The 23,807-nt window shown below is 63.3% G+C and carries 25 protein-coding genes, 2 tRNA genes and 1 riboswitch; of the genes, 14 read left to right on the top strand and 13 right to left on the bottom strand.

All coding sequences use genetic code 11. The features are described 5' to 3' along the window. Positions 1-83: 83 nt before the first annotated feature. The 3 genes from nusB to ribBA are packed head-to-tail and all read right to left on the bottom strand — an operon-like array spanning position 84 to position 2,248. Positions 84-554 (bottom strand): transcription antitermination factor NusB, encoded by a 471-nt coding sequence (gene nusB, locus FHS03_RS26800; RefSeq protein ID WP_183443964.1) that lies wholly within the window; start codon positions 552-554, stop codon positions 84-86. A gap of 56 nt (positions 555-610) precedes the next feature. Next, entirely contained in the window at positions 611-1,102 is a 492-nt protein-coding gene (gene ribH, locus FHS03_RS26805) for a 6,7-dimethyl-8-ribityllumazine synthase (protein ID WP_183443965.1), read from the bottom strand. Positions 1,103-1,135: 33 nt separating this feature from the next. Then, positions 1,136-2,248, bottom strand: a complete 1,113-nt coding sequence (gene ribBA, locus FHS03_RS26810; RefSeq protein ID WP_176349845.1) for a bifunctional 3,4-dihydroxy-2-butanone-4-phosphate synthase/GTP cyclohydrolase II — start codon at positions 2,246-2,248, stop codon at positions 1,136-1,138. A gap of 222 nt (positions 2,249-2,470) precedes the next feature. Here ribBA and FHS03_RS26815 point away from each other — a divergent pair, with 222 nt between their 5' ends. Beyond that, entirely contained in the window at positions 2,471-5,983 is a 3,513-nt protein-coding gene (locus tag FHS03_RS26815) for an EAL domain-containing protein (protein WP_183443966.1), read from the top strand. 91 nt (positions 5,984-6,074) lie between these two features. On the opposite strand, the gene FHS03_RS26820 is transcribed toward FHS03_RS26815, so the two are convergent. Further along, the gene (locus tag FHS03_RS26820) at positions 6,075-7,184 is read right to left on the bottom strand and encodes a hypothetical protein (protein ID WP_183443967.1); all 1,110 of its coding nucleotides are present in this window, start codon (positions 7,182-7,184) and stop codon (positions 6,075-6,077) included. Positions 7,185-7,411: 227 nt separating this feature from the next. Here FHS03_RS26820 and FHS03_RS26825 point away from each other — a divergent pair, with 227 nt between their 5' ends. From FHS03_RS26825 to FHS03_RS26835, 3 genes are read left to right on the top strand one after another with little or no spacing between them, the layout of a single operon-like run. Then, positions 7,412-7,981, top strand: coding sequence for a transcriptional regulator (locus FHS03_RS26825; RefSeq protein ID WP_183443968.1), 570 nt, complete (start codon positions 7,412-7,414; stop codon positions 7,979-7,981). Continuing rightward, on the top strand, positions 7,981-9,084 hold the full coding sequence (locus FHS03_RS26830; protein WP_183443969.1) for a sensor histidine kinase: 1,104 nt from the start codon (positions 7,981-7,983) through the stop codon (positions 9,082-9,084). The genes FHS03_RS26825 and FHS03_RS26830 overlap by 1 nt, the downstream gene beginning before the upstream one ends. 15 nt (positions 9,085-9,099) lie before the next feature. After that, on the top strand, positions 9,100-9,837 hold the full coding sequence (locus FHS03_RS26835) for a LytR/AlgR family response regulator transcription factor (RefSeq protein ID WP_183443970.1): 738 nt from the start codon (positions 9,100-9,102) through the stop codon (positions 9,835-9,837). Between the two features lie 4 nt (positions 9,838-9,841). Here the strand turns inward: FHS03_RS26835 and FHS03_RS26840 are convergent, their stop codons facing one another. From FHS03_RS26840 to glyA, 9 genes are all read right to left on the bottom strand, one after another. Next, a complete protein-coding gene (locus FHS03_RS26840; RefSeq protein ID WP_183443971.1) occupies positions 9,842-10,477 on the bottom strand; it encodes a riboflavin synthase in 636 nt (211 codons plus the stop codon). A gap of 12 nt (positions 10,478-10,489) precedes the next feature. Further along, a complete protein-coding gene (ribD, locus tag FHS03_RS26845) occupies positions 10,490-11,587 on the bottom strand; it encodes a bifunctional diaminohydroxyphosphoribosylaminopyrimidine deaminase/5-amino-6-(5-phosphoribosylamino)uracil reductase RibD (RefSeq protein ID WP_183443972.1) in 1,098 nt (365 codons plus the stop codon). Between the two features lie 9 nt (positions 11,588-11,596). Then, on the bottom strand, positions 11,597-12,148 hold the full coding sequence (locus FHS03_RS26850; RefSeq protein WP_183443973.1) for a GspH/FimT family pseudopilin: 552 nt from the start codon (positions 12,146-12,148) through the stop codon (positions 11,597-11,599). Continuing rightward, on the bottom strand, positions 12,136-12,582 hold the full coding sequence (locus FHS03_RS26855) for a type IV pilin protein (RefSeq protein ID WP_183443974.1): 447 nt from the start codon (positions 12,580-12,582) through the stop codon (positions 12,136-12,138). The genes FHS03_RS26850 and FHS03_RS26855 overlap by 13 nt, the downstream gene beginning before the upstream one ends. 18 nt (positions 12,583-12,600) lie before the next feature. After that, positions 12,601-13,242: a pilus assembly PilX family protein gene (locus FHS03_RS26860; protein ID WP_183443975.1), complete on the bottom strand. Its 642-nt coding sequence runs from the start codon at positions 13,240-13,242 to the stop codon at positions 12,601-12,603. 3 nt (positions 13,243-13,245) lie between these two features. Beyond that, positions 13,246-14,208 carry a PilW family protein gene (locus tag FHS03_RS26865; protein ID WP_183443976.1) on the bottom strand — a complete coding sequence of 321 codons (963 nt, stop codon included), beginning with the start codon at positions 14,206-14,208 and terminating at the stop codon, positions 13,246-13,248. Next, entirely contained in the window at positions 14,205-14,762 is a 558-nt protein-coding gene (gene pilV / locus FHS03_RS26870) for a type IV pilus modification protein PilV (protein ID WP_229426461.1), read from the bottom strand. The genes FHS03_RS26865 and pilV overlap by 4 nt, the downstream gene beginning before the upstream one ends. A 137-nt stretch (positions 14,763-14,899) precedes the next feature. Beyond that, the gene (gene nrdR, locus FHS03_RS26875; RefSeq protein WP_183443977.1) at positions 14,900-15,370 is read right to left on the bottom strand and encodes a transcriptional regulator NrdR; all 471 of its coding nucleotides are present in this window, start codon (positions 15,368-15,370) and stop codon (positions 14,900-14,902) included. 73 nt (positions 15,371-15,443) lie between these two features. Then, the gene (gene glyA / locus FHS03_RS26880) at positions 15,444-16,688 is read right to left on the bottom strand and encodes a serine hydroxymethyltransferase (protein ID WP_183443978.1); all 1,245 of its coding nucleotides are present in this window, start codon (positions 16,686-16,688) and stop codon (positions 15,444-15,446) included. 92 nt (positions 16,689-16,780) lie between these two features. Continuing rightward, positions 16,781-16,897: riboswitch (ZMP/ZTP riboswitch) on the bottom strand. Between the two features lie 129 nt (positions 16,898-17,026). Here glyA and FHS03_RS26885 point away from each other — a divergent pair. From FHS03_RS26885 to FHS03_RS26930, 10 genes are all read left to right on the top strand, one after another. Continuing rightward, a complete protein-coding gene (locus tag FHS03_RS26885) occupies positions 17,027-17,773 on the top strand; it encodes an SDR family oxidoreductase (protein WP_183443979.1) in 747 nt (248 codons plus the stop codon). A 163-nt stretch (positions 17,774-17,936) separates the two neighbouring features. Further along, positions 17,937-18,344: a tol-pal system-associated acyl-CoA thioesterase gene (gene ybgC / locus FHS03_RS26890; RefSeq protein WP_183443980.1), complete on the top strand. Its 408-nt coding sequence runs from the start codon at positions 17,937-17,939 to the stop codon at positions 18,342-18,344. A 35-nt stretch (positions 18,345-18,379) separates the two neighbouring features. Further along, positions 18,380-19,072 carry a protein TolQ gene (gene tolQ / locus FHS03_RS26895; protein ID WP_176349829.1) on the top strand — a complete coding sequence of 231 codons (693 nt, stop codon included), beginning with the start codon at positions 18,380-18,382 and terminating at the stop codon, positions 19,070-19,072. A gap of 15 nt (positions 19,073-19,087) precedes the next feature. Next, a complete protein-coding gene (locus FHS03_RS26900; RefSeq protein ID WP_229426462.1) occupies positions 19,088-19,528 on the top strand; it encodes a biopolymer transporter ExbD in 441 nt (146 codons plus the stop codon). A 3-nt stretch (positions 19,529-19,531) separates the two neighbouring features. Beyond that, positions 19,532-20,446, top strand: a complete 915-nt coding sequence (tolA, locus tag FHS03_RS26905) for a cell envelope integrity protein TolA (protein ID WP_183443981.1) — start codon at positions 19,532-19,534, stop codon at positions 20,444-20,446. Positions 20,447-20,454: 8 nt separating this feature from the next. Continuing rightward, positions 20,455-21,726, top strand: a complete 1,272-nt coding sequence (gene tolB, locus FHS03_RS26910) for a Tol-Pal system beta propeller repeat protein TolB (RefSeq protein WP_229426463.1) — start codon at positions 20,455-20,457, stop codon at positions 21,724-21,726. A 38-nt stretch (positions 21,727-21,764) separates the two neighbouring features. Continuing rightward, positions 21,765-22,289: a peptidoglycan-associated lipoprotein Pal gene (gene pal, locus FHS03_RS26915; RefSeq protein ID WP_183443983.1), complete on the top strand. Its 525-nt coding sequence runs from the start codon at positions 21,765-21,767 to the stop codon at positions 22,287-22,289. A gap of 108 nt (positions 22,290-22,397) precedes the next feature. Then, positions 22,398-23,147, top strand: coding sequence for a tol-pal system protein YbgF (gene ybgF, locus FHS03_RS26920; protein ID WP_183443984.1), 750 nt, complete (start codon positions 22,398-22,400; stop codon positions 23,145-23,147). Between the two features lie 89 nt (positions 23,148-23,236). Further along, positions 23,237-23,312 (top strand) — tRNA-Lys (locus FHS03_RS26925). A 29-nt stretch (positions 23,313-23,341) separates the two neighbouring features. Then, positions 23,342-23,417, top strand: a tRNA-Lys gene (locus FHS03_RS26930). Positions 23,418-23,807: the final 390 nt, after the last annotated feature.

A 23,807-nucleotide genomic window follows, 5' to 3' on the forward strand; every position in this document is an offset into this window, starting at 1 on the left:
CTATGCAGATGCAAAATGCCGCCCGGCCAGGACGGCGGGGCGGCATTGCGGTGCCGTAGGCGGGCGCGTGGACCCGCCGCGGATCAGCGTTTCTTGTCGCCGGCGACTTCGTCGGCGCGCAACTTGGCGGACAGCTTGTCCAGCACGCCGTTGACGTATTTGTGGCCATCGATGCCGCCGAAGGATTTGGTCAGCTCGACCGCTTCGTTGATGACCACGCGGTATGGGATCTCGGGATGGTTCTTGAACTCGTAAGCACCGATCAGCAGCACGGCGTGCTCGATCGGGGACAGTTCGGCCACGCCGCGGTCCACCAGCGGCGCGAAGGTGTCGCGCAGGGAAACGCAATCCTTGATGGCGCCATACAGCAGATTGGTGAAGTACTCGGCGTCGGCTTTGTCGAAGCCGTGCGCGGCACGGATATTGTTGACGACCGTGGTCGCATCTTCGTTATTCAGCAGCCACTGATACAGACCCTGCAGCGCGAACTCGCGCGCGCGGTGGCGCGGCGTGCGGTTCTTGCTCGGATTGGCGTGTGCAGATTTATCGGTCATGGTTTCCTACCTATTCTTAAATACATATGGGGAGCGGCCGCGCGGGCCGCTCGGGATTACTCGTCGCCGTCGTCGTCGTCCTGGTGCAGCTCTTCCAGGGCGATGGCCAGATTGGCCATTTCCACGGCCACGCGCGCCGCTTCGGCGCCTTTGACGGCCATGCGCACTTCGGCCTGCTCGTCGTTTTCGGTGGTCAGCACGGCGTTGGCGATCGGGATATTGCAGTCCAGGCTGACGCGCGTGATGCCGGCGCCGGACTCGTTCGAGACCAGTTCGAAGTGGTAGGTCTCGCCGCGGATGACGGCGCCCAGCGCGATCAGCGCGTCGAACTGCTCGGTCTCGGCCATCTTTTGCAGGATCAGCGGGATTTCCAGCGCACCCGGCACGGTCACGTGCAGCACGTCTTCGTCGGCCACGCCCAGGTGCTTCAGTTCCGCCAGACAGGCCGACAGCAGACCATGGCACACGTCTTCGTTAAAACGCGCCTGTACGATGCCGATGCGCAGGCTTTCGCCATCCAGATTGGTTTCGTAGGTTCCTACAGTCATGACTTGCCTCTTTCGATAAATGGTTAATATAGTTTACGCGGCCGGCTTGGCCAGGAAACCGCTGACTTCCAGCCCGAAGCCCGTCATCGACGGCATCTTGCGCGGGCTGGCCAGCAATTGCATCTTGCTCACGCCCAGTTCGCGCAGGATCTGGGCGCCGATACCGTAGCTGCGCAGGTCCATGCTGGCGGCGCGGCCCTGCGGCTTGGCGGCCGGCTGGCCGAGCGCGGCGAACTGGGTAAACAGCTGTTCGGCGGTCTCGCCGCAGTTCAGCAGCACGATCACGCCGTGCGGCGCCGCCTTGATCGCTTTCAGCGAGGATGACACATTCCACGAGTGGGTGGTGGCTTCCGTTTCCAGCAGGTCCAGGATGGACACCGGCTGGTGCACACGCACCAGCGAATCCTGGTCCGGCGCCACCGCGCCATGCACCAGCGCCAGGTGGGCGCTGCCGCTCGGCTTGTCGCGGAAGGCGATCATCTGGAAGTCGCCGTGGGCGGTGCGCAGCGGCCGTTCGGCCACGCGCTCGACCATGCACTCGTTCTGGCTGCGGTAGTGGATCAGGTCGGCGATGGTGCCGATCTTCAGGCCATGTTCCTTGGCGAATTCCAGCAGGTCCGGCAGGCGGGCCATGGTGCCGTCGTCCTTGACGATCTCGCAGATCACCGAGGCCGGCGTCAGGCCGGCCATGGCGGTCAGATCGCAACCGGCTTCGGTATGGCCGGCGCGCATCAGCACCCCGCCCTTCACCGCGCGCAGCGGGAAGATATGGCCCGGCTGCACGATGTCGCTCGGCTTGGCGTTCTTGGCCACGGCAACCTGGATGGTCTTGGCGCGGTCGGCCGCCGAAATCCCGGTCGTCACGCCCTCCGCCGCTTCGATCGAAACGGTGAAGTTGGTGCCGAAAGAGGTACCATTACGGCTGGTCATCATGCTCAGTTCCAGCTGGTCGCAGCGTTCTTCGCTCAGGGTCAGGCACACCAGGCCGCGCGCATGCTTGATCATGAAGTTGATCGCTTCGGGCGTGACGAAATCGGCGGCAAGCACCAGATCGCCTTCATTCTCGCGGTCTTCCTCGTCCACCAGAATCACCATGCGGCCAGCGCGCAGTTCGGCAACGATTTCTTCGGTGCTGGAAATAGACATTATTCTATCCTTTTGTGAAATGCAGGAACGGCAAATATTTCTTAACCCGCTATTTTAAAGGATTTGGCGCTGGCCGGCCGTAATTCCCTGCGGCGGACTGCAATTCTTCCTATTCCAAAAATACCATATTATAAAGACGGTAACTTTCAAGCACGTCACAGCCGTGCGCCCTCCTCCTTAACTGAGGCGTAACATCAGTTCCACCCCCGCCAGGCAAACACCATGGCCACTATTCTCATCGTCGACGACCGCCCCAGCAACCGGGAATACCTGGTGACGCTGCTGGGCTTCAGCGCCCACCGCCTGCTCGAAGCCAGCGATGGCGTACAGGCGCTGGCGCTGGCGCGCCGCGAATATCCCGACTTGGTAGTCACCGACATCCTCATGCCCGGCATGGATGGCTTCGAGTTCGTGCAGCAGTTGCGCGCCGATGCGGCGCTGGCCGCCACGCCCGTCATCTTTTACAGCGCCACCTATTCGCCGGACGAGATGCAGGCCATGGCCAGCAGCTGCGGCGTGCGCACGGTGCTGCCCAAGCCCTGCGAGCAGCAAGCGATACTCGACGCCGTGGCATTCGAGCTGGGACTGGACGCCGACGCGGATCACGGCGCCGCAGGGCCGCAGACCGCGGCGGCCGGCGCGCCGCCCGGCATGGGCGCGGGCACGGTGGACGCCGGCATCGCGCCGGCCGACGCCGCCAGCCGCCCCGCCTTCTTATCCAGCCAACCGGGTCCGGCCAGCCGCCTGATGGCCCTTCAGGAACTCAGCCTGCGCCTGAATGGCGAGCGCGATAGCGCGCAGATGGCCGCCGATTTCGCGCGCGCCGCCGCCGCCCTGCTGGACACCGAGGTGGTGGCACTCTGCCTGCTTCACAGCAATGAGAGCGGCGTCGGCCAACTGGCCGCCCACGGTCTCGACGCCAAGCTGCTGCAGGCCCAGGCCACCGACTCCGCGCGCTTCCCCGGCCAGCTGATGGAAAGCCGCCACCTGCTGCATCTGCGCGGCGGCGCGGCCGAGCTGCTGGCGCTGCCGGCCGGCCATCCGCCGGTGCATGAGGCGCTGGGCCTGGCGATCCGCGACGGCCTGGCGCTGCATGGCTGGGTGTATGCGGCCAATCCGCGCACCCGGCCCTTCAGCGGCGAGGACGAACAAATCTTGCTGCTGCTGGCCGCCCAACTGGCCGGCGCCTACCGCAATATGCAGCTGTACGAGATGGTGCAGCGCCACGCCGCCCATCTGCAAGTGGAAGCGGCCGCGCGCCAGGCCAGCGAGGCACGCTACCGCGCCATGAGCGAATCGGCACCGGACGCCATCATCGCCCTCGACAGCGAACAGCACATTCTCAGCTTTAACCGCGCCGCCGAGGCCATGTTCGGCTATGCCGCCGGAGAAGTGCTGGGCCGGCACGCCGCCCTGCTGATCGCACCGCGTTCGCAGGCCGAGCACCAGGCCCGTTTCGAACACTACCGCGACACCGGCGAGACCAGCTATAGCGGCCGTCTGGCGGAGCTGCACGGGCGGCGCAAAAATGGCGAGGAATTCATCGGCGAGCTGTCGCTGTCGGTGGCCAGCGCCGACGGCGCGCCCTTGTTTACCGTGATCCTGCGCGACACCACGCAGCGGCGCGCCATGGAAGAGCGCCTGCGCCTGTTCGCGCGCGTCTTCGACAGCACCCAGGAGCGCATCACCATCACCGACGCTGCCGGCCGCATCGTGGCCGTGAATCCCGCCTTCACCCAGATCACCGGCTACGCGGAGAGCGAGGTGCTAGGCCAAAATCCGCGCCTGCTGCGCTCCGGGCGCCAGGAGCCCAGCTTTTACCGCGAGATGTGGCACTGCCTGGAAACCCAGGGCCACTGGCGCGGCGAGATCTGGAACCGGCGCAAGAACGGCGAGGTCTATCCGGAGCGCATGAGCATCGACACCATGCGCGACGAGCGCGGCCAGGTGGCCGCCTATGTCTCGGTGTCGAGCGACATCAGCGCGCTGAAGCAAGCCCACTACCAGCTCGACTTCCTGCACAGCCACGATCCCTTGACCCAACTGCCCAACCGCGCCCTGCTCAACGACCGGCTGCAACAGGCGATCCAGAGCGCGGAAGCCGGCACGCGCCAGGTGGCGCTGCTGCTGCTCGATATCGACCGCCTGCAGCGCATCAACGACAGCCTGGGCCACGAAGCGGGCGACCTGCTGTTGCAAAAGCTGGCGCGGCGTCTCAGCCTGACGGCAGGGCCGGCCGACACCCTGGCCCACCTGGGCGGCGACGAGTTCGCCCTGCTGCTCACCCAGTTCGACGATGTGGACGAAGTGATCGCCGCCGCGCGCCGCCTGCTGGCGCACCTGACCGAACCGCTCGACATCCACGGGCAGGAAGTGTATATCACCGCCAGCATCGGCATCAGCCTGTCGCCGCGCGACGGCGCTACCGCCAGCGCCCTGCTGATCGGCGCCGGCGCCGCGCTCTCGCATATGAAGCAGACGGGCCGCAACGGCTTCCGCTTCTTCACCACCGAGATGAATGCCCACGCCCTGCGCTGGGTGACGCTGGAAACCCATCTGCGCCACGCCATCGAACGGCAGGAGCTGGAGCTGGTCTATCAGCCGCAGGTGTCGCTCAGCGATGGCCGCATCAGCGGCATGGAGGCGCTGCTGCGCTGGAACAGCGCGGAGCTGGGCCGCGTCTCGCCGGCCGACTTTATCCCATTGGCCGAAGACAGCGGCCTGATTCACGAGATCGGCCGCTGGGTCCTGCAGCAAGCCTGCCGCCAGAACCAGCTCTGGCACGCGGCCGGCCTGGGCGAGCTGCCGGTGGCCGTGAATGTCTCGGCCAGCCAACTGGCCAGCGGCCGCCTGCCGGACGAAGTGCGCGCCGCGCTGGCCGCCAGCGGCTTGCCGCCGCAATGCCTGGAGCTGGAATTGACCGAGAGCGTGATGATGCGCGACTTCGAACATACGCAGGCGCAGTTGGCCGAACTGGCCAGTCTCGGCGTCTCCATCTCGCTCGACGATTTCGGCACCGGCTACTCCTCGCTCAGCTATCTGTCGCGCTTCACGCTGGACAAGCTGAAAATCGACCAGAGCTTCGTGCGCAATATCACCAGCGAGCCGCGCAGCGCCGCCATCGCCCAGGCCACGGTGGCGCTGGCGCACGGCCTGAATCTGGTGGTGGTGGCGGAAGGCGTGGAAACGGCGGGCCAGCTCAGCTATCTGCGCGGCATCGGCTGCGACAAGATCCAGGGCTTCCTGTTCAGCGCTCCGCTGGCCGCGGACGATTGCGAGCGCCTGCTGCGCGAAGGACGGCGCCTGCTGCCCGAAACCCTGGAAGACATCGAGCTGACGCCCTCGCGCACCCTGCTGCTGCTGGACGACGAACCGAGCATCCTGTACGCCCTGGTGCGCCTGTTCCGGCGCGAAGGCTACCGCGTGCTGATCGCGCACAACGCGCATCAGGCGCTGGAACTGCTGGCGGCCAATCCGGTGCAGGTGGTCATTTCCGACCAGCGCATGCCGGAAATGAGCGGCACCGAATTTCTGGCGCGGGCACGCGAGCTGTATCCGCACACGGTGCGCATGGTGCTGTCCGGCTACGCCGACCTGGCCACCGTCACCGACGCCATCAACCGCGGCGCCATCTACAAATTCCTCAGCAAGCCCTGGGATGGCGAGGAGCTCAAACAAGCCGTGCGCGACGCCTTCGCGCTGGCCGAGCAGCAGGAAACGTTGCGCACGGAATGAGCAGCGGCTTATTAGTGCTCGGCACGCCAGCTGCCGCTGTTGCCGCCAGCGCGCTGAATCGGTAGGAGCCGGCGACCAGTGATCAAACGATTTACTCGTGCACGAAAAGCCAACCGTGATTGCCTATTGCTGGTTTATATTTCTCCGGCCAGTTGTCCTGAGCCGACGATGGCTGCTCAAACATGCCACTGTAGCGCAAAACCTCGGCACCGCCACCAATTTCGAACTTCGCCGCACCGCCAGCGTTTATCTTCCCCTTTAGTGCAAGAACCCGCCCGCCGGGATCGGACGAGCACGTGCCTTGCATATCCCCTTGAATACTGATCTGGAACTGGCAATAGCCAGCAGCTTTATCGCTGCGGAAGTTTCCACGCCATTTGCCAGTCAGACTTTCCAGAGCGAATTTTTTCTGGCGAGTCGATGCAATCAGCAAACCGATCAGCTCCTCTTCATATTTTTCCACCTCGATCTGGCCGTTAAGCAGATTGGTCGTGGTGGTGGTGCGCATCTGTTTGACATCGCGCCCGCTCAGGGCATCGCGCCAAATAGTATAGGTAATGGCTTTGGAAGAATTACCCTGCTTGACCAGCGATTGTTCAATGCCTACCTTGACCGTATTGAAAACACCGCCCTTTACCGTCAGGGTCTCCGCAGCCAATGCTTGCCCAGTGAAGCTGACTGGCGAGATATCCTTGATGCGCGGGCAGTTATTGCCACTACCCTCAAAGCTTAGTGCCCATTTCTGGCCGATGGCAATGGTACTCGGCATCATGCGCAGAGGCGTCTTATAAAAGAAAGTACAGCTTTCCCGGCCATCGCCGTAGTAGTGGCCCAAAATGCCACGGTCATCGGTCAGTTGGGTGGAAAAACGGTCTACCTGGTCCTTGTCAGACGCAATGTTATTCTCTTGCCATGCCGAGCCGCCAAGCGGCGTGTATCCAAGCTGCTCTGAGCGGTAAGAAACGCTTACCGGTGTCGAAACGCCAGACTTGCTGGTTGCTACCCGCACCTCATAACTGACGTAATCGTCTATGGTTGGCGCGGCAATAGCGTAGCTTAAGGGCTTACCCGTATCCGGTGCGGCCTTATTGCTATCCTCGCCATTACCGCCATTACCACCACCACCGCCACATGCAGCCAAAGCACCAGCCGCCAACAAACTCCCCAAAATAACTCTTGCCACCATGTTTATGCGCTCCATGTAAAAAATGTATTATACAAATTAATATTTATTTAATGCAATATTTATACATGGAAAGCATGCCAATACCGGCCAGAACCTTTCCCGTACAATACTGCCGGACACTTATCGCGATTTAGCAGCACTAATCCGCCAGCAACAGCGCTTATCGCAAACCATCCCGCATCGGTGCCCCTTCGGGCAAAGTGGTGCCAGACAATCCCGTCCGCTCTCTGGAATACCTGCATATGAAAATCGTTTATGTGATCGCCGCCGCGCTTGGCGCCAGCGCCATCACCGCCTTGGCCGGCAACGCCGTGCCCCTGCCTGCGCAATGGCTGCTGGCGGGCGAATCGCCACGCCAGTATGTGGCCGGCGTGGATATGGATGCCACCGTCAGCGGCAAGGGCGCCAAGTTCCTGCGCCACGCCAAGGGCAATGGACAGAGCTGGGCCACCGTGATGCAGCAGATCGCACCCGACCACTACCTGGGCAAGCGCGTGCGCTTCCAGGCCAAGGTCAAGACCAAGGATGTCAGCGAATGGGCCGGCCTGTGGATGCGCGTCGACACGCCGCGCCGTTCCAAGTCCCCCTTCTATAACAGCGAAGACAAACCGATCAAGGGCACCACCGGCTGGCAATTGCGCAGCGTGGTGTTGGACGTACCGCAGGACGCAAACTCGATCTCGTTCGGCGTCATCGGCGGCGGCAAGGGTCAGGTATGGATCGATGCGCTGGCGCTGGAAATCGTGGGCAACGACGTGCCGGTCGACGTGCAGCCGAACTCCGATCCCTTGCCCACCACGCCACAGCTTTGATGCACTCCACGCAAACAGGTGGCGGCTCCACGCCACCACTGCCGGAACGCACGCAAGCCTTGCTCGCCGGCCTGCCGCGATTCAGCGTCATGCAAACTGGTCTCAGCCTGCTGGCGCTGGCCGTGGTGGCCGGCCTGGCCTGGCTGCGCAAGGAACATCTATGGCTGGCCACCTTCATCCTGCTCCTGCTGCCGCCCATCATCGGCAGCGCCGGCCTGCAAGGCTGGCGCCTGCTGCTGCAATGGCTGGCGCGCCGCCCGCGTCTGGCCCGGCTGCTGCCGCGACGGCGCAATGGCTGGCGTCTGAGCTGGCTGGTGCTGGCCATCTCGCTGGCGGCAGGCAGCTATCTGGCCCTGCGCGCCTACCTGGCCTGGAATGCGCGCCATGAACTTCTTGGTCTCACCGGCGAACAAGCCCTGGCCTGCGCCCTGGCCTGCGGCGCCCTGCTGCTCGGCATTCCGCTGTGGCAGGCGCAGAACCAGGCCGGGACGCTGCAACTGGCGCACCTCAAGCAGGCGGCCCTGTCGGCTGAATTGAAAGCCCTGCAAGCCCAGGTCGAACCTCACTTCCTGTATAACACCCTGGCCAACACGCGCTATTTGGCGCGCCACGATCCGCAAAAAGCCGTGCAGATGCTGGACCACCTGATCGCCTATCTGCACAGCGCCTTGCCCGATATGCGCAGCCATGCTTCCACCTTGGCGCGCGAATGCGAGCTGGCGGAGCACTATCTGGCCCTGATGGCGATTCGTTTTGGCGAGCGCCTGTCCGTCAAGGTGGCGTATCCCGCAACGCTGGGCGCCAGCGCAATGCCGCCGCTGCTGCTGATGTCCCTGGTGGAAAACGCGATCCGGCATGGCGTTGAGCCGCAACCCGGCGCCGTGCATGTGGAAGTAGCGGCGCTGGCGGCAGGCTCGCATTTGCAGATCATCGTCAGCGATAATGGCGCCGGCCTGGGAACCACGGTGATGGGCAGCGGCGTCGGCTTGCGCAATCTGCGCGAGCGGCTGGCGGCGCGCTACGGCGGCAATGCCGGCTTTGACTTGCGCACCGGCGCCCATGGACGCACCGAGGCCGAACTGCTGCTACCCTTGAAAGAATAAATGCAAGAAAACGATATGCTCCGCCCGCGCATCCTGATCGCCGACGACGAGCCGCTGTTGCGTGCCGAATTGCGCGAATCGCTGCGCCGGCTATGGCCGGAAGCGGATATCGTGGCCGAGGCGGCCGATGGCTACGAGGCGCTACGTCTGGCGCGCGAACACCAACCCGACGCGGCATTTCTCGATATCCGCATGCCGGGCTTGAATGGACTGGAACTGGCTGCTGCCTTTGGCCTGCGCACCCATGTGGTCTTTGTCACGGCTTACCAGGAACACGCACTGGCCGCCTTCGACAGCGGCGCGCTCGATTATGTGCTGAAGCCGACCGATCCACTGCGCCTGGCGCGCGCCATCGAACGGCTGCGGACGCGGATGAGCAGCCCGCCGCCCGATCTGCGCCAGCTTGCGCGCACGCTGGCAATCAAACCGACAGCGCCGGCCTGGCTGCAAGCCTCGGTCGGCAATACCATCCACTTCATCGCACCGGAAGACGTGATCTACTTCTGCGCCGAGACCAAATATACGCGCGTGGTGACGACGCAGTTGGAGGCGCATATCCGCACACCCCTGAAAGAGCTGGCCGACGCGCTGGGAGAACAGTTCTGGCAAATCCATCGCGGCTATGTGGTGGCGCTCAAGCATATTGCCGCCGCAGTGCGCGACGAGGATGGCGCGCTGTGGCTGAAACTGCGCGGCCATGCCGCGCGGCTGCCGGTCAGCCAGCGCTACCAGCACCGCTTCAAAGGCATGTAGGAAATCAGCCGGCGGCTTTTTCCACCGACAGCATGCGCTCCACATAACGCGCGATCAGGTCGATTTCCAGATTGACCTTGGCGCCGGCCTTCAAGTGCTTGAGGGTCGTGACCTGGATGGTGTGCGGGATCAGGTTAATGGAGAACTGGCAGACCATATCCGCGCCGCTGCCGATGTCCTCGACGCGGTTGACCGTCAGCGAGACGCCGTTGACCACCACCGAGCCTTTGAAGGCCAGGTATTTGGCCAGCTCGCGCGGCGCCTCGATCACCAGCTCCCAGGATTCGCCGACCGGCTCGAACTTGCGCACCACACCCAGGCCATCGACGTGGCCGGAGACCAGGTGGCCGCCCAGGCGCTCGGCCAAGGTCAGCGCTTTTTCCAGATTCACTTCGGTGGTGGTGTCCAGGCCCACGGTGCAGTTCAGGCTTTCGCGCGAGACGTCGACGGTGAAGCCGCTGGCGCTCTTTTCCACCACGGTCATGCAGGCGCCGTTGATGGCGATGGAATCGCCCAGGGCCACGTCAGCCAGCGGCAGGCCGCCCGCGTCGATATTCAGGCGCACGCCAGCATCCAGGCCGCCTTCCAGCGGGGTGACGGTGTTGATTTTGCCGACTGCGGCAACGATACCAGTAAACATTGGGATACCAATCTATTGTGGGTTGAATCGGGCAAGAATACGCAGGTCGCTGCCGACCTGCTTAAACTCATGGAATTTCAAATCGTATTTTCCGCTCAGCTCAGCGAGCGCGGGCAACGCGAACATGCCTTGCGCGTCGCCCAGCAGCATCGGCGCCAGATAGAGCAGCAGCTCGTCCACGCAGCCTTCACGGATCAGGGATCCATTCAGCTTGGAACCGGCTTCCACGTGCAGCTCGTTGATCTGGCGCCGTCCCAGCTCGCGCATCAGCTCCGGCAGGTCGACCTTGCCATGCGCGTTCGGCAGCACGATGATCTCGGCGCCCCGCTCGCGCAAGGCCGCCTCTTTTTCCGGATTGGCGGCCGCCGCCACGATCCACGTCCCGCCGCCTTCCAGGATGCGGGCGGACGGGCTGATTTCAAGCTTGCTGTCGACGACGATGCGGCGCGGCTGGCGCGGCGTCTCCACCGAGCGCACATTCAGCTGGGGATCGTCGGCCTTGACCGTGCCGATGCCGGTCAGGATGGCGCAGGCGCGGGCGCGCCAGGCGTGGCCGTCGGCGCGGGCTTCGGGGCCGGTGATCCATTGGCTCTGGCCATTGTGCAGGGCTGTCATGCCATCCAGGCTGGCGGCCGACTTCATGCGCACCCAGGGCTGGCCGCGCCGCATGCGCGAGAAGAAGCCGATATTCATTTCATGGGCCTCAGCTGCCAGCAGGCCGCTCGCCACCTCGATGCCGGCCGCCGCCAGCTTGCGCATGCCCTGCCCCGCCACCAGCGGATTCGGGTCTTCCATCGCCGCCACCACGCGTCCCAGGCCGGCGCGCACCAGGGCGTCGGCGCAAGGCGGGGTGCGGCCATGGTGGCTGCACGGCTCCAGCGTCACATAGGCGGTGGCGCCGCGCACGTCGTGGCCGCGCTGCCGGGCATCCTTCATGGCCTGGATTTCGGCGTGGTCCTGGCCGGCGGCCTGGGTCACGCCAGCGCCGATCACTTCGCCGTCGCGCACGATCACGCAGCCGATGCGCGGGTTCGGGGACGTGGTGTACAAGCCTTTCCCCGCCCATTCCAGGGCCAGGCGCATGCCTTCCAGATCGCTTGCAATCTTCATCTTGTCTGCCTAAGGGGCCGCTGCGCCGCAGGCGGCCGGTTCGCCGAGCGGGTCGCATAAGCGCGCCCTGCCCAGCATATTGATTACGATGCGGCGGCGCTGGCCGCCCAATTCCAGCGTCAGCGTGCCCCAGCGGGCGGCCTGGCTGTTGGTGGCGGCGCAACCGCGTCCGGCCATATTATAGGCAATATAGGGCGGGCTTGCGGGCGAGGAAAACTTCGACTCGCCACGCAGGCCTTGCGGCAGGGGATCGTGGCGCGCCAGCAGCGCTTCGCCGGCATCGCGGCGCTGGTTGGCGTTGCGGTCGATGAATATCTGCCAGCCCTGCGCCCAGTCGTCGCCGCTGGACGCGAGCAGCACGGTGCGGCCACGCGCAATGGCTTGCGAACGCGCCAGGTTGATGGCCGCCAGCAGGTCAGCGGCGGCAACGCGCAACTGCTGGCCTTCGATGACGCTGCGGAAGCTGGGCGCGGCAACGCCCAGCAGCAAGGTTGCAATGGCCAGCACCAGCAGCAGTTCAAGCAGGCTGAAACCGGGGCGCCGGCCTTTCAGCGCCAGCATTGCAGGGCGGGGCCGGAGGCCAGGCGCAGGCCGGTGCTGGTCAGCGTCAAGGCTTCGCATTGGCGGTCCTTGAAGCGGGCGTCCACGCGCCGCGTGCCGGGCGTGGCGACCAGCTGGATGCAGTTGCGGATTTCCTCGCCTTCGCAGGCCCGCCCTTCCACCTCGTAAGCGCTGGTTTCGGCCTTGCGCCCCGTCCACCACTGGAACTGGCGGGCGGCCGGATCGCTGGCGGCGGACGAAAAAGCGATATAGGTATTGTGCTGGGTGAAGTAGCGCTCCTGCTGCTGCATCAGCGCCAGCAGCAAGGCTTGCGCCTCGATGCGGCGGGCGCGGATCACGGCACTGTTCCAGGCCGGCAGCGCGGCCCCGGCAACGATGGCCAGAATGGCCAGCGCGACCATCATTTCGATGAGCGAAAAACCTTGCCTGCGCATGATGCCCCTCCCTTCAAGCTATTTGCGCTTTGCCGCCTCGTGCAGTTCGCGCCAGTTCGATATTTCGCGCCAGCTGAGCCGCCCGGCAGGCACCGCCTTGTCGGCCAGCGTGACTTGCAGCACCACTTCGGCGCTCGGGCGCGGCCCGAAGCCGATGGCTGTCACACGGTAGTAGTGGTGCAGCGGAGTGGCGGCGTCCTCGCCCGGCAAGCTGTATGGCTGGCGCTCGATCACATAGCGGGGACGCGCAAAAGGCAGCGTTCCGCGTCCGGTTTCCATGGCGGCGCCGGTAAAGCGGCCGAAAGCCACGCCCGCCGCGGCCAGATCCACGCGCTGCCATACGGGCGCTTCGCCCTCCACGCCGCAACACAGGCCTGCGGCCGACGCCATGCCGCCGCAATCGGCGGTGAAGGCGCTACCGTCGCCGCTGAAGTGAGCGCCGCGCTCGGGCGGGACGCCGGGCGCGCCGCCGATATCTTTTTCCGCGTCCATCAACGCATCCTCCGCAGCCTGGAAAGCCACCAGCCGGTCGCGTTCGGCCCGCGCCGCCATCTCGTCCTGCAAAGCCATTTGCGCACCCGACGCCCCCAGCAGCAGTATCCCGGCCAGCATCAGCAACACGACCAGCAGGGTGGCGCCCCCTTCCCTCTTGCGCCGCATGCCTCAACCCTTGCCGGTATTGCGCAAGACAACCGAGATGGCGAACAGGCGCCGCGCGCGTTCCCGCAGGGATTTCGGCATGGCCGCTTCATCGACCAGGGCATCCGGTTCGTCCGCCTGCTGCGGGCCAAACAGCGCATAGCGCAGCGGCGGCCCGGCTGGGCGCGAGGCAAACTCGCCATGCAGCAGCAAGGCCACGCGCACGCTGGCGATACGCTTCCAATGGGTCTTGCGGTTGCGCTCAAGCTGCCGCTCGCCGGCGCTGCCGGCCGCCAGCACCAGGGCCTCGTCCAGCGCATTGATCTCGGTCGCGTTCAGGAAGCGGTTGGGAATGCCGTCGGGCGGCGTGTCGGTATCCAGCCCATACAGCACCTGGAAGGCGTCGACGCCGCGCACCAGCGCATCGGAGGTCCAGCCGGAATCGGCGCGGTATTTGCAGCGCAGTTCGGCCTCGCCGTCGGCCGCCAGCGCCACGTAGAAAATGCTCCAGCCCTGCTCCGCCTCGGACGCGCCACCGCCCACGGCGAAACCGGCGCAGTTGAGCGCCGAACCATCCGCAGCAAAAGCGCCGGACCCGAAGCCGGAACCGGAAAAACGCAGCGCCAGCACGTCGCTGCCATTGACAGCTCCCGGCCGCGCGCCATCGATGGCCTGGCTGGCGCGCGGCAAGGTGTGCGCATCCAGGCCGGCAATGCTGGCGCTGCGCTCCGCCGGCACGCCGGGCGCCTGCCCCGGCTCCCAGTTGACGAAAGCAGCCTGGCGCAACGCCTGTCCGATCAGCGCCAGCGCCAGCCTGCCGCCATCATCCAGCCGTACATGGGCGCCATGATTGACATACGCCGCATTGCTGGCGACGAGCATGCCGGCGGCGGCCAGCGCCAACGCCATGCCCAGCAACAGCGCCACCATCATTTCGGCCAGGCCCATGCCGGCGCAGCCCTCCCGGCCGGCAAAATACCTTCTCATAACGTCAGTCCGGCCAGCACCAGCACCGCGGCCGGCGGCTGTTCATCCGTCGCCGCCTGGGCCGGCGTGCCGTCGGGATTGCGGGCGCGCCAACCGAGTTTGATCACCAAGGGAGCGCCCGCCGCATTGCTGCATTCCCAGCGCGGCCGGCCAGCGGCCCAGGTGGCGGCATCGCGGCAGATGCGCGCGCGGCCGCCGGGCAGACTGTCATGCACCAGCTGCTGGAATTGGTAGGCATCGAAACGCGCCATTTCCCCGCTGGTGCAGGCGGCGGCACGGCATTGGCGCGCGGGCAGCTGCGGCTCGCCTTCGCGCGCCGATTCGTAGTCGAGTTCAAGGTAGAGATGGGCCGAAGCGGCATTGGCGCGGATGCGGTCGGCCATATCGGCCGCCATCCGCATGGCCGCCGACAGCGTGGCCGATTCGTGCCGGGTGCGCAGCGCATGCAGCTGCATGGCCGAGGCGCCGATCACGCCCATCGCCAGCAGCAGCATCGCCACCAGCACTTCCAGCAGGCTGAAACCCGCCGCGGCCGTCATTTTCCGAGTGCCCATGATCCGCCTCCCGTCCCGATACAGGCAAGTTAGCAGCTAGCTCAGGTGGGGGTTTGCGCCCGCGCAAAGGCGAACGTGATCGGCACAAATTTCCAAATGAAATTTGTGCTGGAGACTTGCAAATGGAATGTAAGGGATCAGCCCTGGCGCGGCTTGCCGCCCTGGCCGACTTCTTCGATCGCGTCCTGGAACTCGGCCAGGTCTTCGAAGTTCTTGTACACCGAGGCGAAGCGGATATAGGCGACCTTGTCCAGACGCTGCAATTCCTGCATCACCAGCTCGCCCACGTAGCCGGAATCGACTTCGCGCTTGCCACTGGTCAGCAGCTTTTCCTCGATCGACTGTATCGCCAGGTCGACCGCCGAAGCCGCCACCGGACGCTTGCGCAACGCCAGCGACAGGCTGCCGCGCAGCTTGGCCGGGTCGTAGTCGGTACGGTTGCCGTTCTTTTTCACCACCGACGGCATCATCAGCTCGATGCGCTCATAGGTGGTAAAGCGCTTGTCGCAGTTGCCGCAGCGCCGGCGGCGCTTGATGACGTCGCCCTCCTCCGATACGCGCGTATCGAGGACATGGGTTTCGCCGTGCTGGCAGAAAGGACATTTCATAGTGTGCGCTAAAAATAGAATGAAAAAGCGCCGGACCTTGCGGCCCGGCGCCCCGATATTACCAACCGCCCGATCAGGCGTAAACTGGGTACTTGTCAGCCAAGACCTTCACTGCGGCTTTCACGCGCTCGATGGTGGCGGCGTCCTTCGGATTATCCAGCACGTCGGCGACCAGGTTGGCGACTTCCACCGCTTCCGCTTCCTTGAAGCCGCGCGTGGTCAGGGCCGGGCTGCCCAGGCGAATGCCGGACGTCACGAATGGCTTCTCAGGATCGTTCGGGATGCCGTTCTTGTTGCAGGTGATGTGGGCCTGGCCCAGCACCGCCTCGGCTTCCTTGCCGGTCAGCTTCTTCGGACGCAGGTCCACCAGGAACACGTGCGACTCGGTGCCGCCGGACACGATGCGCAGGCCGCGCTCGATCAGGGTGCGCGCCATGGCGTCGGCGTTCTTGATCACTTGCTTCTGGTATTCCACGAATTCAGGGCTCAGCGCTTCCTTGAAGGCGACAGCCTTGCCGGCGATCACGTGCATCAGCGGGCCACCCTGGATGCCTGGGAAGATCGAGGAGTTGATGATCTTCTCGTGCTCGGCCTTCATCAGGATGATGCCGCCGCGCGGGCCGCGCAGGGATTTGTGGGTGGTCGAGGTGACGAAGTCGGCGTGCGGCACCGGGTTCGGATACAGGCCGGCGGCGATCAGGCCGGCGTAGTGGGCCATATCGACCATGAAGTAAGCGCCAACGGCTTTCGCCACCTTGGCGAAGCGCTCGAAGTCGATCTTTTTGGAGAAGGCCGATGCGCCGGCGATGATCAGCTTAGGCTTGCTTTCGTGGGCCAGGCGCTCCATCGCCTCGTAATCGATGTCTTCTTCGGCGGTCAGGCCGTAGGACACGACGTTGAACCATTTGCCCGACATATTCAGGGCCATGCCATGGGTCAGGTGGCCGCCTTCGGCCAGCGACATGCCCATGATGGTGTCGCCCGGTTTCAGCACGGCGAAGAAGACGCCCTGGTTGGCTTGCGAACCGGAATTCGGCTGCACATTGGCCGCTTCGGCGCCGAACAGCTGCTTCACGCGGTCGATCGCCAGCTGCTCGACCACGTCCACGTGTTCGCAGCCGCCGTAGTAGCGCTTGCCTGGGTAGCCTTCGGCGTATTTATTGGTCAGCTGCGAGCCCTGGGCTTGCATCACGGCTGGCGAGGTGTAGTTCTCGGACGCGATCAGTTCGATATGGTCGTGCTGGCGCACGTTTTCGGCCTGGATGGCGGCAAACAGCTCTGGGTCAACGTTGGCGAGGGTGTGATCTTTTGCAAACATGAAAAAACTCCAATTGAGAGTATTACTGGCAGGTTGGATCGAATGAGGGGAGCCGGATAGGGTATAGGCAGCCTCTTCGCACGAGTCCATCGATAGGCTGCCCAGGCGAACGGCTGTTGAAATTCTCACGTTCCCCGGTGGATGTCCACCTTTCGCCGATGTCGCGCCCAGCGCGCCGCATCCGCTTTTCGCCAGTTACGTGAGACGTAATGGAGCGCAAATTGTATGTGATGTGCCTGATTAGAGCAAGAAAAGCGATAACAGCATGGCAAGTCCCGGAAATACTGGCGTTTCGGCTACAATTTCCCTCGCATTCACCTATCCACAAGGACCGCCCCATGATCGTTTTCATCACCGGCGCGACGGCCGGCTTCGGCGCCGCGATGGCGCGCACCTTCGCCGCCCAAGGCCATAAAGTCATCCTCAGCGGCCGCCGCGCGGACCGCCTGCAAGCCCTGGCCGCCGAACTGGGCGAGCTGGCGCTGCCGCTCACCCTCGATGTCAGCGACAAGGCCGCCATCCACGCCACGCTGGCCGCCCTGCCGGCCGGCTGGCAAGAAATCGATGTATTAATTAATAACGCCGGCCTGGCGCTGGGCGTGAAGCCGGCCCATGAAGCGCCGCTCGAAGACTGGGAAACCATGATCGCCACCAATTGCACCGGCCTGGTGACGATGACGCGCGCCGTGCTGCCCGGCATGGTGGCGCGCGGCCGCGGCACGGTCATCAATCTCGGCTCGGTGGCCGGCCACTACCCCTACCCGGGCGGCAATGTGTATGGCGCGACCAAGGCCTTCGTCGAGCAATTCACCTTGAATCTGCGCGCCGACCTGGTCGGCACCGGTGTGCGCGCCACCAATCTGGCGCCCGGCCTGTGCGGCGGCACCGAGTTCTCGAATGTGCGCTTCAAGGGCGACGACGCGGCCGCAGCCAAGGTGTATGAAGGCACCCAGCCGCTGACGGCCGAGGACATCGCCGCCACCGCCTACTGGATCGCCACCCTGCCGCCGCACATCAATGTGAACCTGATCGAGCTGATGCCAACTTGCCAGGGTTTCTCGCCATTTAACATCAAACGCGGCTAGAATGGGCTTTACACTGTGGAAACGTAAATGATTGTTACATTTGTTGGCGTTATCACAGCAATCGGTTCTACTGGGCAGTTTTTCGGAATAAGCAATTTTTAAGCGACTTTCTTAATAAAAATCGCGTAAAATGTTGCCCAATTACATTTGTAGCAAAACAAACATGTCTTCAGAGTTCAACTGGGAGGTGCGTGTCTATTACGAGGACACGGATGCCGGCGGAATCGTTTATTACGCAAATTACCTGAAGTTCTTCGAACGCGCGCGCACCGAGTGGCTGCGCGCGATCGGCGTTGGTCAACACCAGCTGCTCCAGGAGCAAGATGCCATGTTTGTCGTGAAGAGCGTCAGCGCCGATTACCACGCGCCGGCCAAGCTGGACGATGTACTAAAATTAACCCTCAAAATCGAGAAACTGGGCCGCGCCTCCCTCGTCGTCGTGCAAGAGGCGTGGACCGGCGGCACCCTGCTGAACACGGCGCGCGTCAAAATCGGCTGCGTCGATTCCGCCCTGCGTCCGCGCGCTGTGCCGGACGATACCGCCGCCCGCATGCGCGGCTTTGTTCTCTAGGCCAGCCCGCCCCTATCTATCCAGACTGAGATCCAATGAACGTCACCCAAGACCTTTCCTTCATCGCCCTCATCTCGAATGCGCACCTGATCGTTCAGCTGATCATGGCGCTGCTGCTCGGCATCTCGCTGATCAGCTGGACTTACATCTTCAAGAAACTGTTCGACGTGCGCTCAGCGCGCCGCCAGACCATCGAATTCGAAAAAACCTTCTGGGCCGGCGGCAATCTGCACGCCCTGCACCAGAGCGCCGGCAGCAACCGCGCCAGCAGCGGCGCCCTGGCGCGCATCTTCGAAGCGGGCATGGGTGAATTCATCAAAGGCAAACAGGCTTACGCCAACAGCCGCGAATCGCTGGACGTGGGCGCGGTGCTGGACGGCGCCCGCCGCGCCATGCGCGCCGCCTTCCAGCGCGAGATGGATGCGCTGGAAGCCCACCTGGCCTTCCTCGCTTCGGTCGGTTCCGTCTCGCCGTATATCGGCCTGCTCGGCACCGTGTGGGGCATCATGAACGCCTTCCGCGGCCTGGCCAATGTGCAGCAAGCCACGCTGTCGGCCGTGGCGCCCGGCATTGCCGAAGCGCTGATCGCCACCGCCATCGGCCTGTTCGCGGCGATTCCGGCCGTGGTGGCCTACAACCGTTTTTCGCACGACATCGACCGTCTGGCGATCCGCTTCGAGAGCTTCGTGGAAGAATTCTCGAACATCCTGCAACGCCAGTCGCGCTAAGAGGACAGGCAAGCCATGGCTTCTTCCTTCTCCAGCAGCATGCGCGGCAGCCGCGGCGGCCGCAAGCTGAAGTCCGAGATCAACGTCGTGCCGTATATCGACGTGATGCTGTGCCTGCTCATCATCTTCATGGTGATGCCCAGCTCGAACAATCCCAGCTCGGTCGACCTGCCGCACGCCGAGAAGGCCGTGCGTCCGCCCGACTCCTATATCCAGATTTCGATCAAGCCGAATGGCGCGCTGTCGATCGGCATCGCCGGCAAGAACGCCGACGCGCCGGAAACCGCGCCCAACCGCGACGCCGTGGTCAAGAAACTGAAAACCCTGCATGAAGACAATCCCGAGTATCCGGTGCTGATCGCCGGCGACAAGGAAAGCAAGTACGACGATGTGATTCAGCTGATTTCGGAAGCGAAGAAGATGGGCATCGTGCGCGTTGGATTGGCGACGAAATAAGGCATGGCAACGAAACCGGCAACAGCAAGCGGCCCTTACCGGGTTCCCAAGCGGCAGAACGGCTGGCGCGCCCTGGCGCTGGCCGTGGGCGTGCACGCCGTGCTGTTCTTCTTCCTCTGGGGCGGCATCCGCTGGCAGAATACGGAACCAGCGGCGGTGGAAGCCGAGGTATGGGATATGACGATCCAGTCGGCCGCGCCGCCGCCGGAACCGGCGCCCGAACCCGAGCCGCAGCCGGAGCCGACGCCAACCCCGCCGCCAGTGGAAGCCCCGCCGCCGCCCGAGAAGATCGCGCCGCCGCAGCCCGATCCTGAGATCGCGCTGGCCAAAAAGAAAAAAGAGAAAGAAGAGAAAGAGCGCAAGCTGGCGGAAGAAAAACGCCTGCAAAAGCTGGAAGAAGAAAAAGAGAAGAAAAAACTGGCCGAGGAAAAGAAAAAACAGGAAGAACTGCGCCTGGCCGAAGAGAAAAAAGAAGCAGACAAGAAGAAAAAGCTGGACGAGGAAAAGGCGAAGAAGCTGGCCGAGAAGAAGGAAGCCGACAAGCTGGCCAAGAACCGTGAGGCGGAAATGCGCCGCATCACGGGCGCGGTCGGCAACGGCAGCACCGGCTCCACCGGCACGGCGGCGAAATCCACCGGCTCGCGCGTCGATGGCGGTTATCTCGCCGCGCTGCGCGCCAAGGTGCAAAGCAATGTCGCTTATGGCGGCGCCAAGCAGGATATCGAAGCCGTGTTCCGCGTCTCGCAGATGCCAACTGGGGAAATTATTTCGGTCCGAAAGATCAAGAGTAGCGGCAACCCGTCTTACGACGCCGCTGTGGAAAACGCCATCAACAAATCTTCACCTTTGCCAAAGAAAAAGGATGGCACAGTGGAAAGAGATCTTGATCTGGTGTTCAATATGAAAGACTTACCTTGATGCGAACCATGAAAAAACTGAACGTCCTCTTTATGACCGCCGGCATGCTGGCCGGCCTGGCAGGCACGGCCCATGCGCAACTGCGCGTGGAGATTTCCGGCGTCGGCAGCAACCAGATCCCGGTGGCGATTGCCGCCTTCGCCGACGAAGGCGTGGCCCCGGCCCAGATTTCGGCCATCATCAAGGCCGACCTGGAACGCAGCGGCGTGTTCAAGATCATCGACGCCGGCACCATTTCGGACGCCGCCAATGTCGATTACAGCGCCTGGAAGGCGCGCGGCGCCGACGCGCTGGTGGTGGGCAGCGTGCAAAAGCTGGCCAACGGCACCTTCGACGTGCGCTACAAGCTGATGGACACCATCAAATCGTCCAAGCTGTCGCAGCTGGACCAGTCCACCACGCCGCAATTCACCCGCCTCTCGGCCCACAAGATCGCCGACGACATCTATGAAAAGCTGACCGGCGTGAAAGGCGCGTTCGCCACCCGCATCGCCTACGTCACGCAGCAAGGCCGCTCCTACCGCCTGGAAGTGGCGGATGCCGACGGCGAAGGCGTGCAACTGGCCCTGAGCTCGAACGAGCCGATCATTTCGCCATCGTGGTCGCCCGACGGCACCAAGGTCGCCTACGTCTCCTTCGAGCAGAAGAAGCCGGTGGTGTATGTGCAGAACCTGGTCACCCGAGCGCGCACGGTGGTGGCCAATGAAAAAGGCAGCAACTCGGCCCCGACCTGGTCGCCCGACGGCCAGCGCCTGGCCGTGGCCCTGTCCAAGAGCGGCAATACCCAGGTGTATATCGTCAACGCCGACGGCAGCGGCCTACGCCGCCTGAGCCAAAGCTCCGGCATCGACACCGAACCGCAATTCTCGGCCGACGGCCAGTCCATCTACTTCACCAGCGACCGCAGCGGCGGCCCGCAGGTCTACCGCATGAGCGTGAACGGCGGCGATGCCCAGCGCGTCACCTTCAGCGGCAGCTACAACATCAGCCCGCGCATTTCCTCCGATGGAAAAACGCTGGCTTACATTTCCCGGCGCGACGGCGGCAACTTCCAGCTCTTTGTATTGGATCTGGCAAGCGGCCAGGAGCAACGCCTGTCTGACACAACCAGCGATGAATCGCCAAGCTTCTCGCCGAACGGTAAGTACATTCTGTACGCGACCGAATCGGCGCGCCGCAAATCGCTCGCCGTGGTGTCGGTGGACGGCCGAGTAAAGCAGCGCTTGACCACTCAAGCGGGCAATATCAAGGAGCCCACTTGGGGTCCTTTCATGAAGTAAAGCAGTAGTTTGTTTAACAATGACCAGGAGAAGCAAAAATGCGTAACGTAAAAAGTGCAGCCCTCATCATCACCAGTGCCGCCCTGCTGGCAGCCTGCTCCAGCACCCCAGTGAAAGAGCCAGCACCGGCTCCAGTCGTAGAAAAGCCAGTCGCTCCACCACAAGCTGACACCCGCACCGTGGCCCCAGTGCAAACCCAATCGATCGATCCACTGGACGATCCAAAAGGCGTGCTGGCTAACCGCAGCGTGTACTTCGACTTCGACAGCTATGTAGTGCGCGCCGACGGCAAGCCAGTGGTGGAAAACCACTCCGCTTACCTGTCGAAAAACAGCAAGCGCTCCATCCTGATCCAAGGTAACACCGACGAACGCGGCGGCGCCGAGTACAACCTGGCCCTGGGCCAGAAACGTGCTGAAGCCGTGCGTAAAGCGATGACCACCCTGGGCGTGCCAGAAGCGCAAGTCGAAGCCGTATCGCTGGGTAAAGAGAAACCAAAGGCTGAAGGCCACAACGAAGAAGCATGGTCGCAAAACCGCCGTGCCGACATCGTTTACAAGTAATCTGTCAGCAGATTCAAGTAACAGGCAATAATACGGGGCGGCGCGCAGTGTGAACTGCGCCCTGCCCCGTTTCCACAGCCAGAACCTGTAACTGAAAGCGTCCCAACCATGATGAAATTCACTCCCAAAGCCCTGGTGCTGGCCCTGCTCGCCGCCCTGTCCATGCAGGCCCAAGCCGGCATCTTCGACGACGACGAAGCCCGCAAAGCCATCCTCGACCTGCGCGCCAAGGTAGAGAACATCACGCGCGAACTGCAAACCCGCCTGGAAACCAAGACCGACAAGAGCTCCACCCTGGACCTGGTCGCCCAGCACGAACAAACCCTGCAGGAAATCGCCAAGCTGCGCGGCCAGATCGAAATCCTGGCCAACGACATCGCCACCGTGCAAAAGCGCCAGCGCGACCTGTACACCGACCTCGACGCCCGCCTGCGCAAGCTGGAACCGCGCGAAGTCACGATCGACGGCAAAGCCGCCTCGGTCGACCTGTCCGAACAAAAATCCTACGACGCCGCCCTGCAGCTGTTCAAGGACGGCGACTACAAGAACGCCGCTGTCTCGCTGCAGGAATTCGTGCGCCGTTATCCCGAATCCGGCTACGCCGCCAACGCCCAATACTGGCTCGGCAACGCCTTCTACGCCCAGCGCGACTGCAAGGCCGCCATCCTGGCCCAGCAAGCCGTGGTGAAGAACTACCCCGACAGCCCGAAAGCGGCCGACGCCATGCTCAACATCGCCAGCTGCCAGACCGAACTGAAAGCCGTGGCCAACGCCAAGAAGACGCTGACCGAGCTGATCAAGCAGTATCCGGAATCGGAAGCCGCCGCCACCGCCAAAGAGCGCCTGCGCGGCAAGTAAGCCGGCGGGAACGGTGTCCCGACGCAAATAAGATGCCAAGAGGCATTTGACAAGGTCGCCGGGGCATCCTATAATCTCGCTTCTTTCGGGGGTCGTTAGCTCAGCTGGTAGAGCAGCGGACTTTTAATCCGTTGGTCGCAGGTTCGAATCCCGCACGGCCTACCACTCGAAAGAAGCCAAGGTTTCATACCTTTGGGTCGTTAGCTCAGCTGGTAGAGCAGCGGACTTTTAATCCGTTGGTCGCAGGTTCGAATCCCGCACGGCCTACCAAGAATTATCAAGGAAGTCCACGAATTTCGGTTCGTGGACTTTTTTGTTTCTGGTCGCTCTCTGGTCACCCTGGGAAGAATCAACGAAACGAAAGCGCTGGCTGTTCAGCCTTGCCATCACTGTCGGGTCCTATGAAGAGATTTCACACATTGCCTTGAGTTTGCGGAAAAAGCTCTTAATGTCTTCCGGAATCTCATTCTTTTCCATCTGTTTCGCAACCTCATCACGCGAACAATGAAACTGTTTCTCGACTGAGTTTGCAGCTTCCATCATTATCTCCTTCCCGTGCGCATCTCTAAGGAAGCACTGATTAATTCATCAGGCGCTGCTCCGCGCGGCAGTCGGACCTGAGACAATAGCGGCATCCCCACTGTTCGCCATCGGCCATGC

Origin of the sequence: Pseudoduganella violacea, assembly GCF_014191875.1 — a bacterium.
GTDB classification, from domain to species: domain Bacteria; phylum Pseudomonadota; class Gammaproteobacteria; order Burkholderiales; family Burkholderiaceae_D; genus Rugamonas; species Rugamonas violacea_A.

What these genes read in the sequence shown, in the direction of transcription:
- nusB (WP_183443964.1), bottom strand. Translation starts at nt 554, where the DNA reads ATGACCGATAAATCTGCACACGCCAATCCGAGCAAGAACCGCACGCCG.
- ribH (WP_183443965.1), bottom strand. Translation starts at nt 1,102, where the DNA reads ATGACTGTAGGAACCTACGAAACCAATCTGGATGGCGAAAGCCTGCGC.
- ribBA (WP_176349845.1), bottom strand. Translation starts at nt 2,248, where the DNA reads ATGTCTATTTCCAGCACCGAAGAAATCGTTGCCGAACTGCGCGCTGGC.
- FHS03_RS26815 (WP_183443966.1), top strand. Translation starts at nt 2,471, where the DNA reads ATGGCCACTATTCTCATCGTCGACGACCGCCCCAGCAACCGGGAATAC.
- FHS03_RS26820 (WP_183443967.1), bottom strand. Translation starts at nt 7,184, where the DNA reads ATGGAGCGCATAAACATGGTGGCAAGAGTTATTTTGGGGAGTTTGTTG.
- FHS03_RS26825 (WP_183443968.1), top strand. Translation starts at nt 7,412, where the DNA reads ATGAAAATCGTTTATGTGATCGCCGCCGCGCTTGGCGCCAGCGCCATC.
- FHS03_RS26830 (WP_183443969.1), top strand. Translation starts at nt 7,981, where the DNA reads ATGCACTCCACGCAAACAGGTGGCGGCTCCACGCCACCACTGCCGGAA.
- FHS03_RS26835 (WP_183443970.1), top strand. Translation starts at nt 9,100, where the DNA reads ATGCTCCGCCCGCGCATCCTGATCGCCGACGACGAGCCGCTGTTGCGT.
- FHS03_RS26840 (WP_183443971.1), bottom strand. Translation starts at nt 10,477, where the DNA reads ATGTTTACTGGTATCGTTGCCGCAGTCGGCAAAATCAACACCGTCACC.
- ribD (WP_183443972.1), bottom strand. Translation starts at nt 11,587, where the DNA reads ATGAAGATTGCAAGCGATCTGGAAGGCATGCGCCTGGCCCTGGAATGG.
- FHS03_RS26850 (WP_183443973.1), bottom strand. Translation starts at nt 12,148, where the DNA reads ATGCTGGCGCTGAAAGGCCGGCGCCCCGGTTTCAGCCTGCTTGAACTG.
- FHS03_RS26855 (WP_183443974.1), bottom strand. Translation starts at nt 12,582, where the DNA reads ATGCGCAGGCAAGGTTTTTCGCTCATCGAAATGATGGTCGCGCTGGCC.
- FHS03_RS26860 (WP_183443975.1), bottom strand. Translation starts at nt 13,242, where the DNA reads ATGCGGCGCAAGAGGGAAGGGGGCGCCACCCTGCTGGTCGTGTTGCTG.
- FHS03_RS26865 (WP_183443976.1), bottom strand. Translation starts at nt 14,208, where the DNA reads ATGAGAAGGTATTTTGCCGGCCGGGAGGGCTGCGCCGGCATGGGCCTG.
- pilV (WP_229426461.1), bottom strand. Translation starts at nt 14,762, where the DNA reads ATGGGCACTCGGAAAATGACGGCCGCGGCGGGTTTCAGCCTGCTGGAA.
- nrdR (WP_183443977.1), bottom strand. Translation starts at nt 15,370, where the DNA reads ATGAAATGTCCTTTCTGCCAGCACGGCGAAACCCATGTCCTCGATACG.
- glyA (WP_183443978.1), bottom strand. Translation starts at nt 16,688, where the DNA reads ATGTTTGCAAAAGATCACACCCTCGCCAACGTTGACCCAGAGCTGTTT.
- FHS03_RS26885 (WP_183443979.1), top strand. Translation starts at nt 17,027, where the DNA reads ATGATCGTTTTCATCACCGGCGCGACGGCCGGCTTCGGCGCCGCGATG.
- ybgC (WP_183443980.1), top strand. Translation starts at nt 17,937, where the DNA reads ATGTCTTCAGAGTTCAACTGGGAGGTGCGTGTCTATTACGAGGACACG.
- tolQ (WP_176349829.1), top strand. Translation starts at nt 18,380, where the DNA reads ATGAACGTCACCCAAGACCTTTCCTTCATCGCCCTCATCTCGAATGCG.
- FHS03_RS26900 (WP_229426462.1), top strand. Translation starts at nt 19,088, where the DNA reads ATGGCTTCTTCCTTCTCCAGCAGCATGCGCGGCAGCCGCGGCGGCCGC.
- tolA (WP_183443981.1), top strand. Translation starts at nt 19,532, where the DNA reads ATGGCAACGAAACCGGCAACAGCAAGCGGCCCTTACCGGGTTCCCAAG.
- tolB (WP_229426463.1), top strand. Translation starts at nt 20,455, where the DNA reads ATGAAAAAACTGAACGTCCTCTTTATGACCGCCGGCATGCTGGCCGGC.
- pal (WP_183443983.1), top strand. Translation starts at nt 21,765, where the DNA reads ATGCGTAACGTAAAAAGTGCAGCCCTCATCATCACCAGTGCCGCCCTG.
- ybgF (WP_183443984.1), top strand. Translation starts at nt 22,398, where the DNA reads ATGATGAAATTCACTCCCAAAGCCCTGGTGCTGGCCCTGCTCGCCGCC.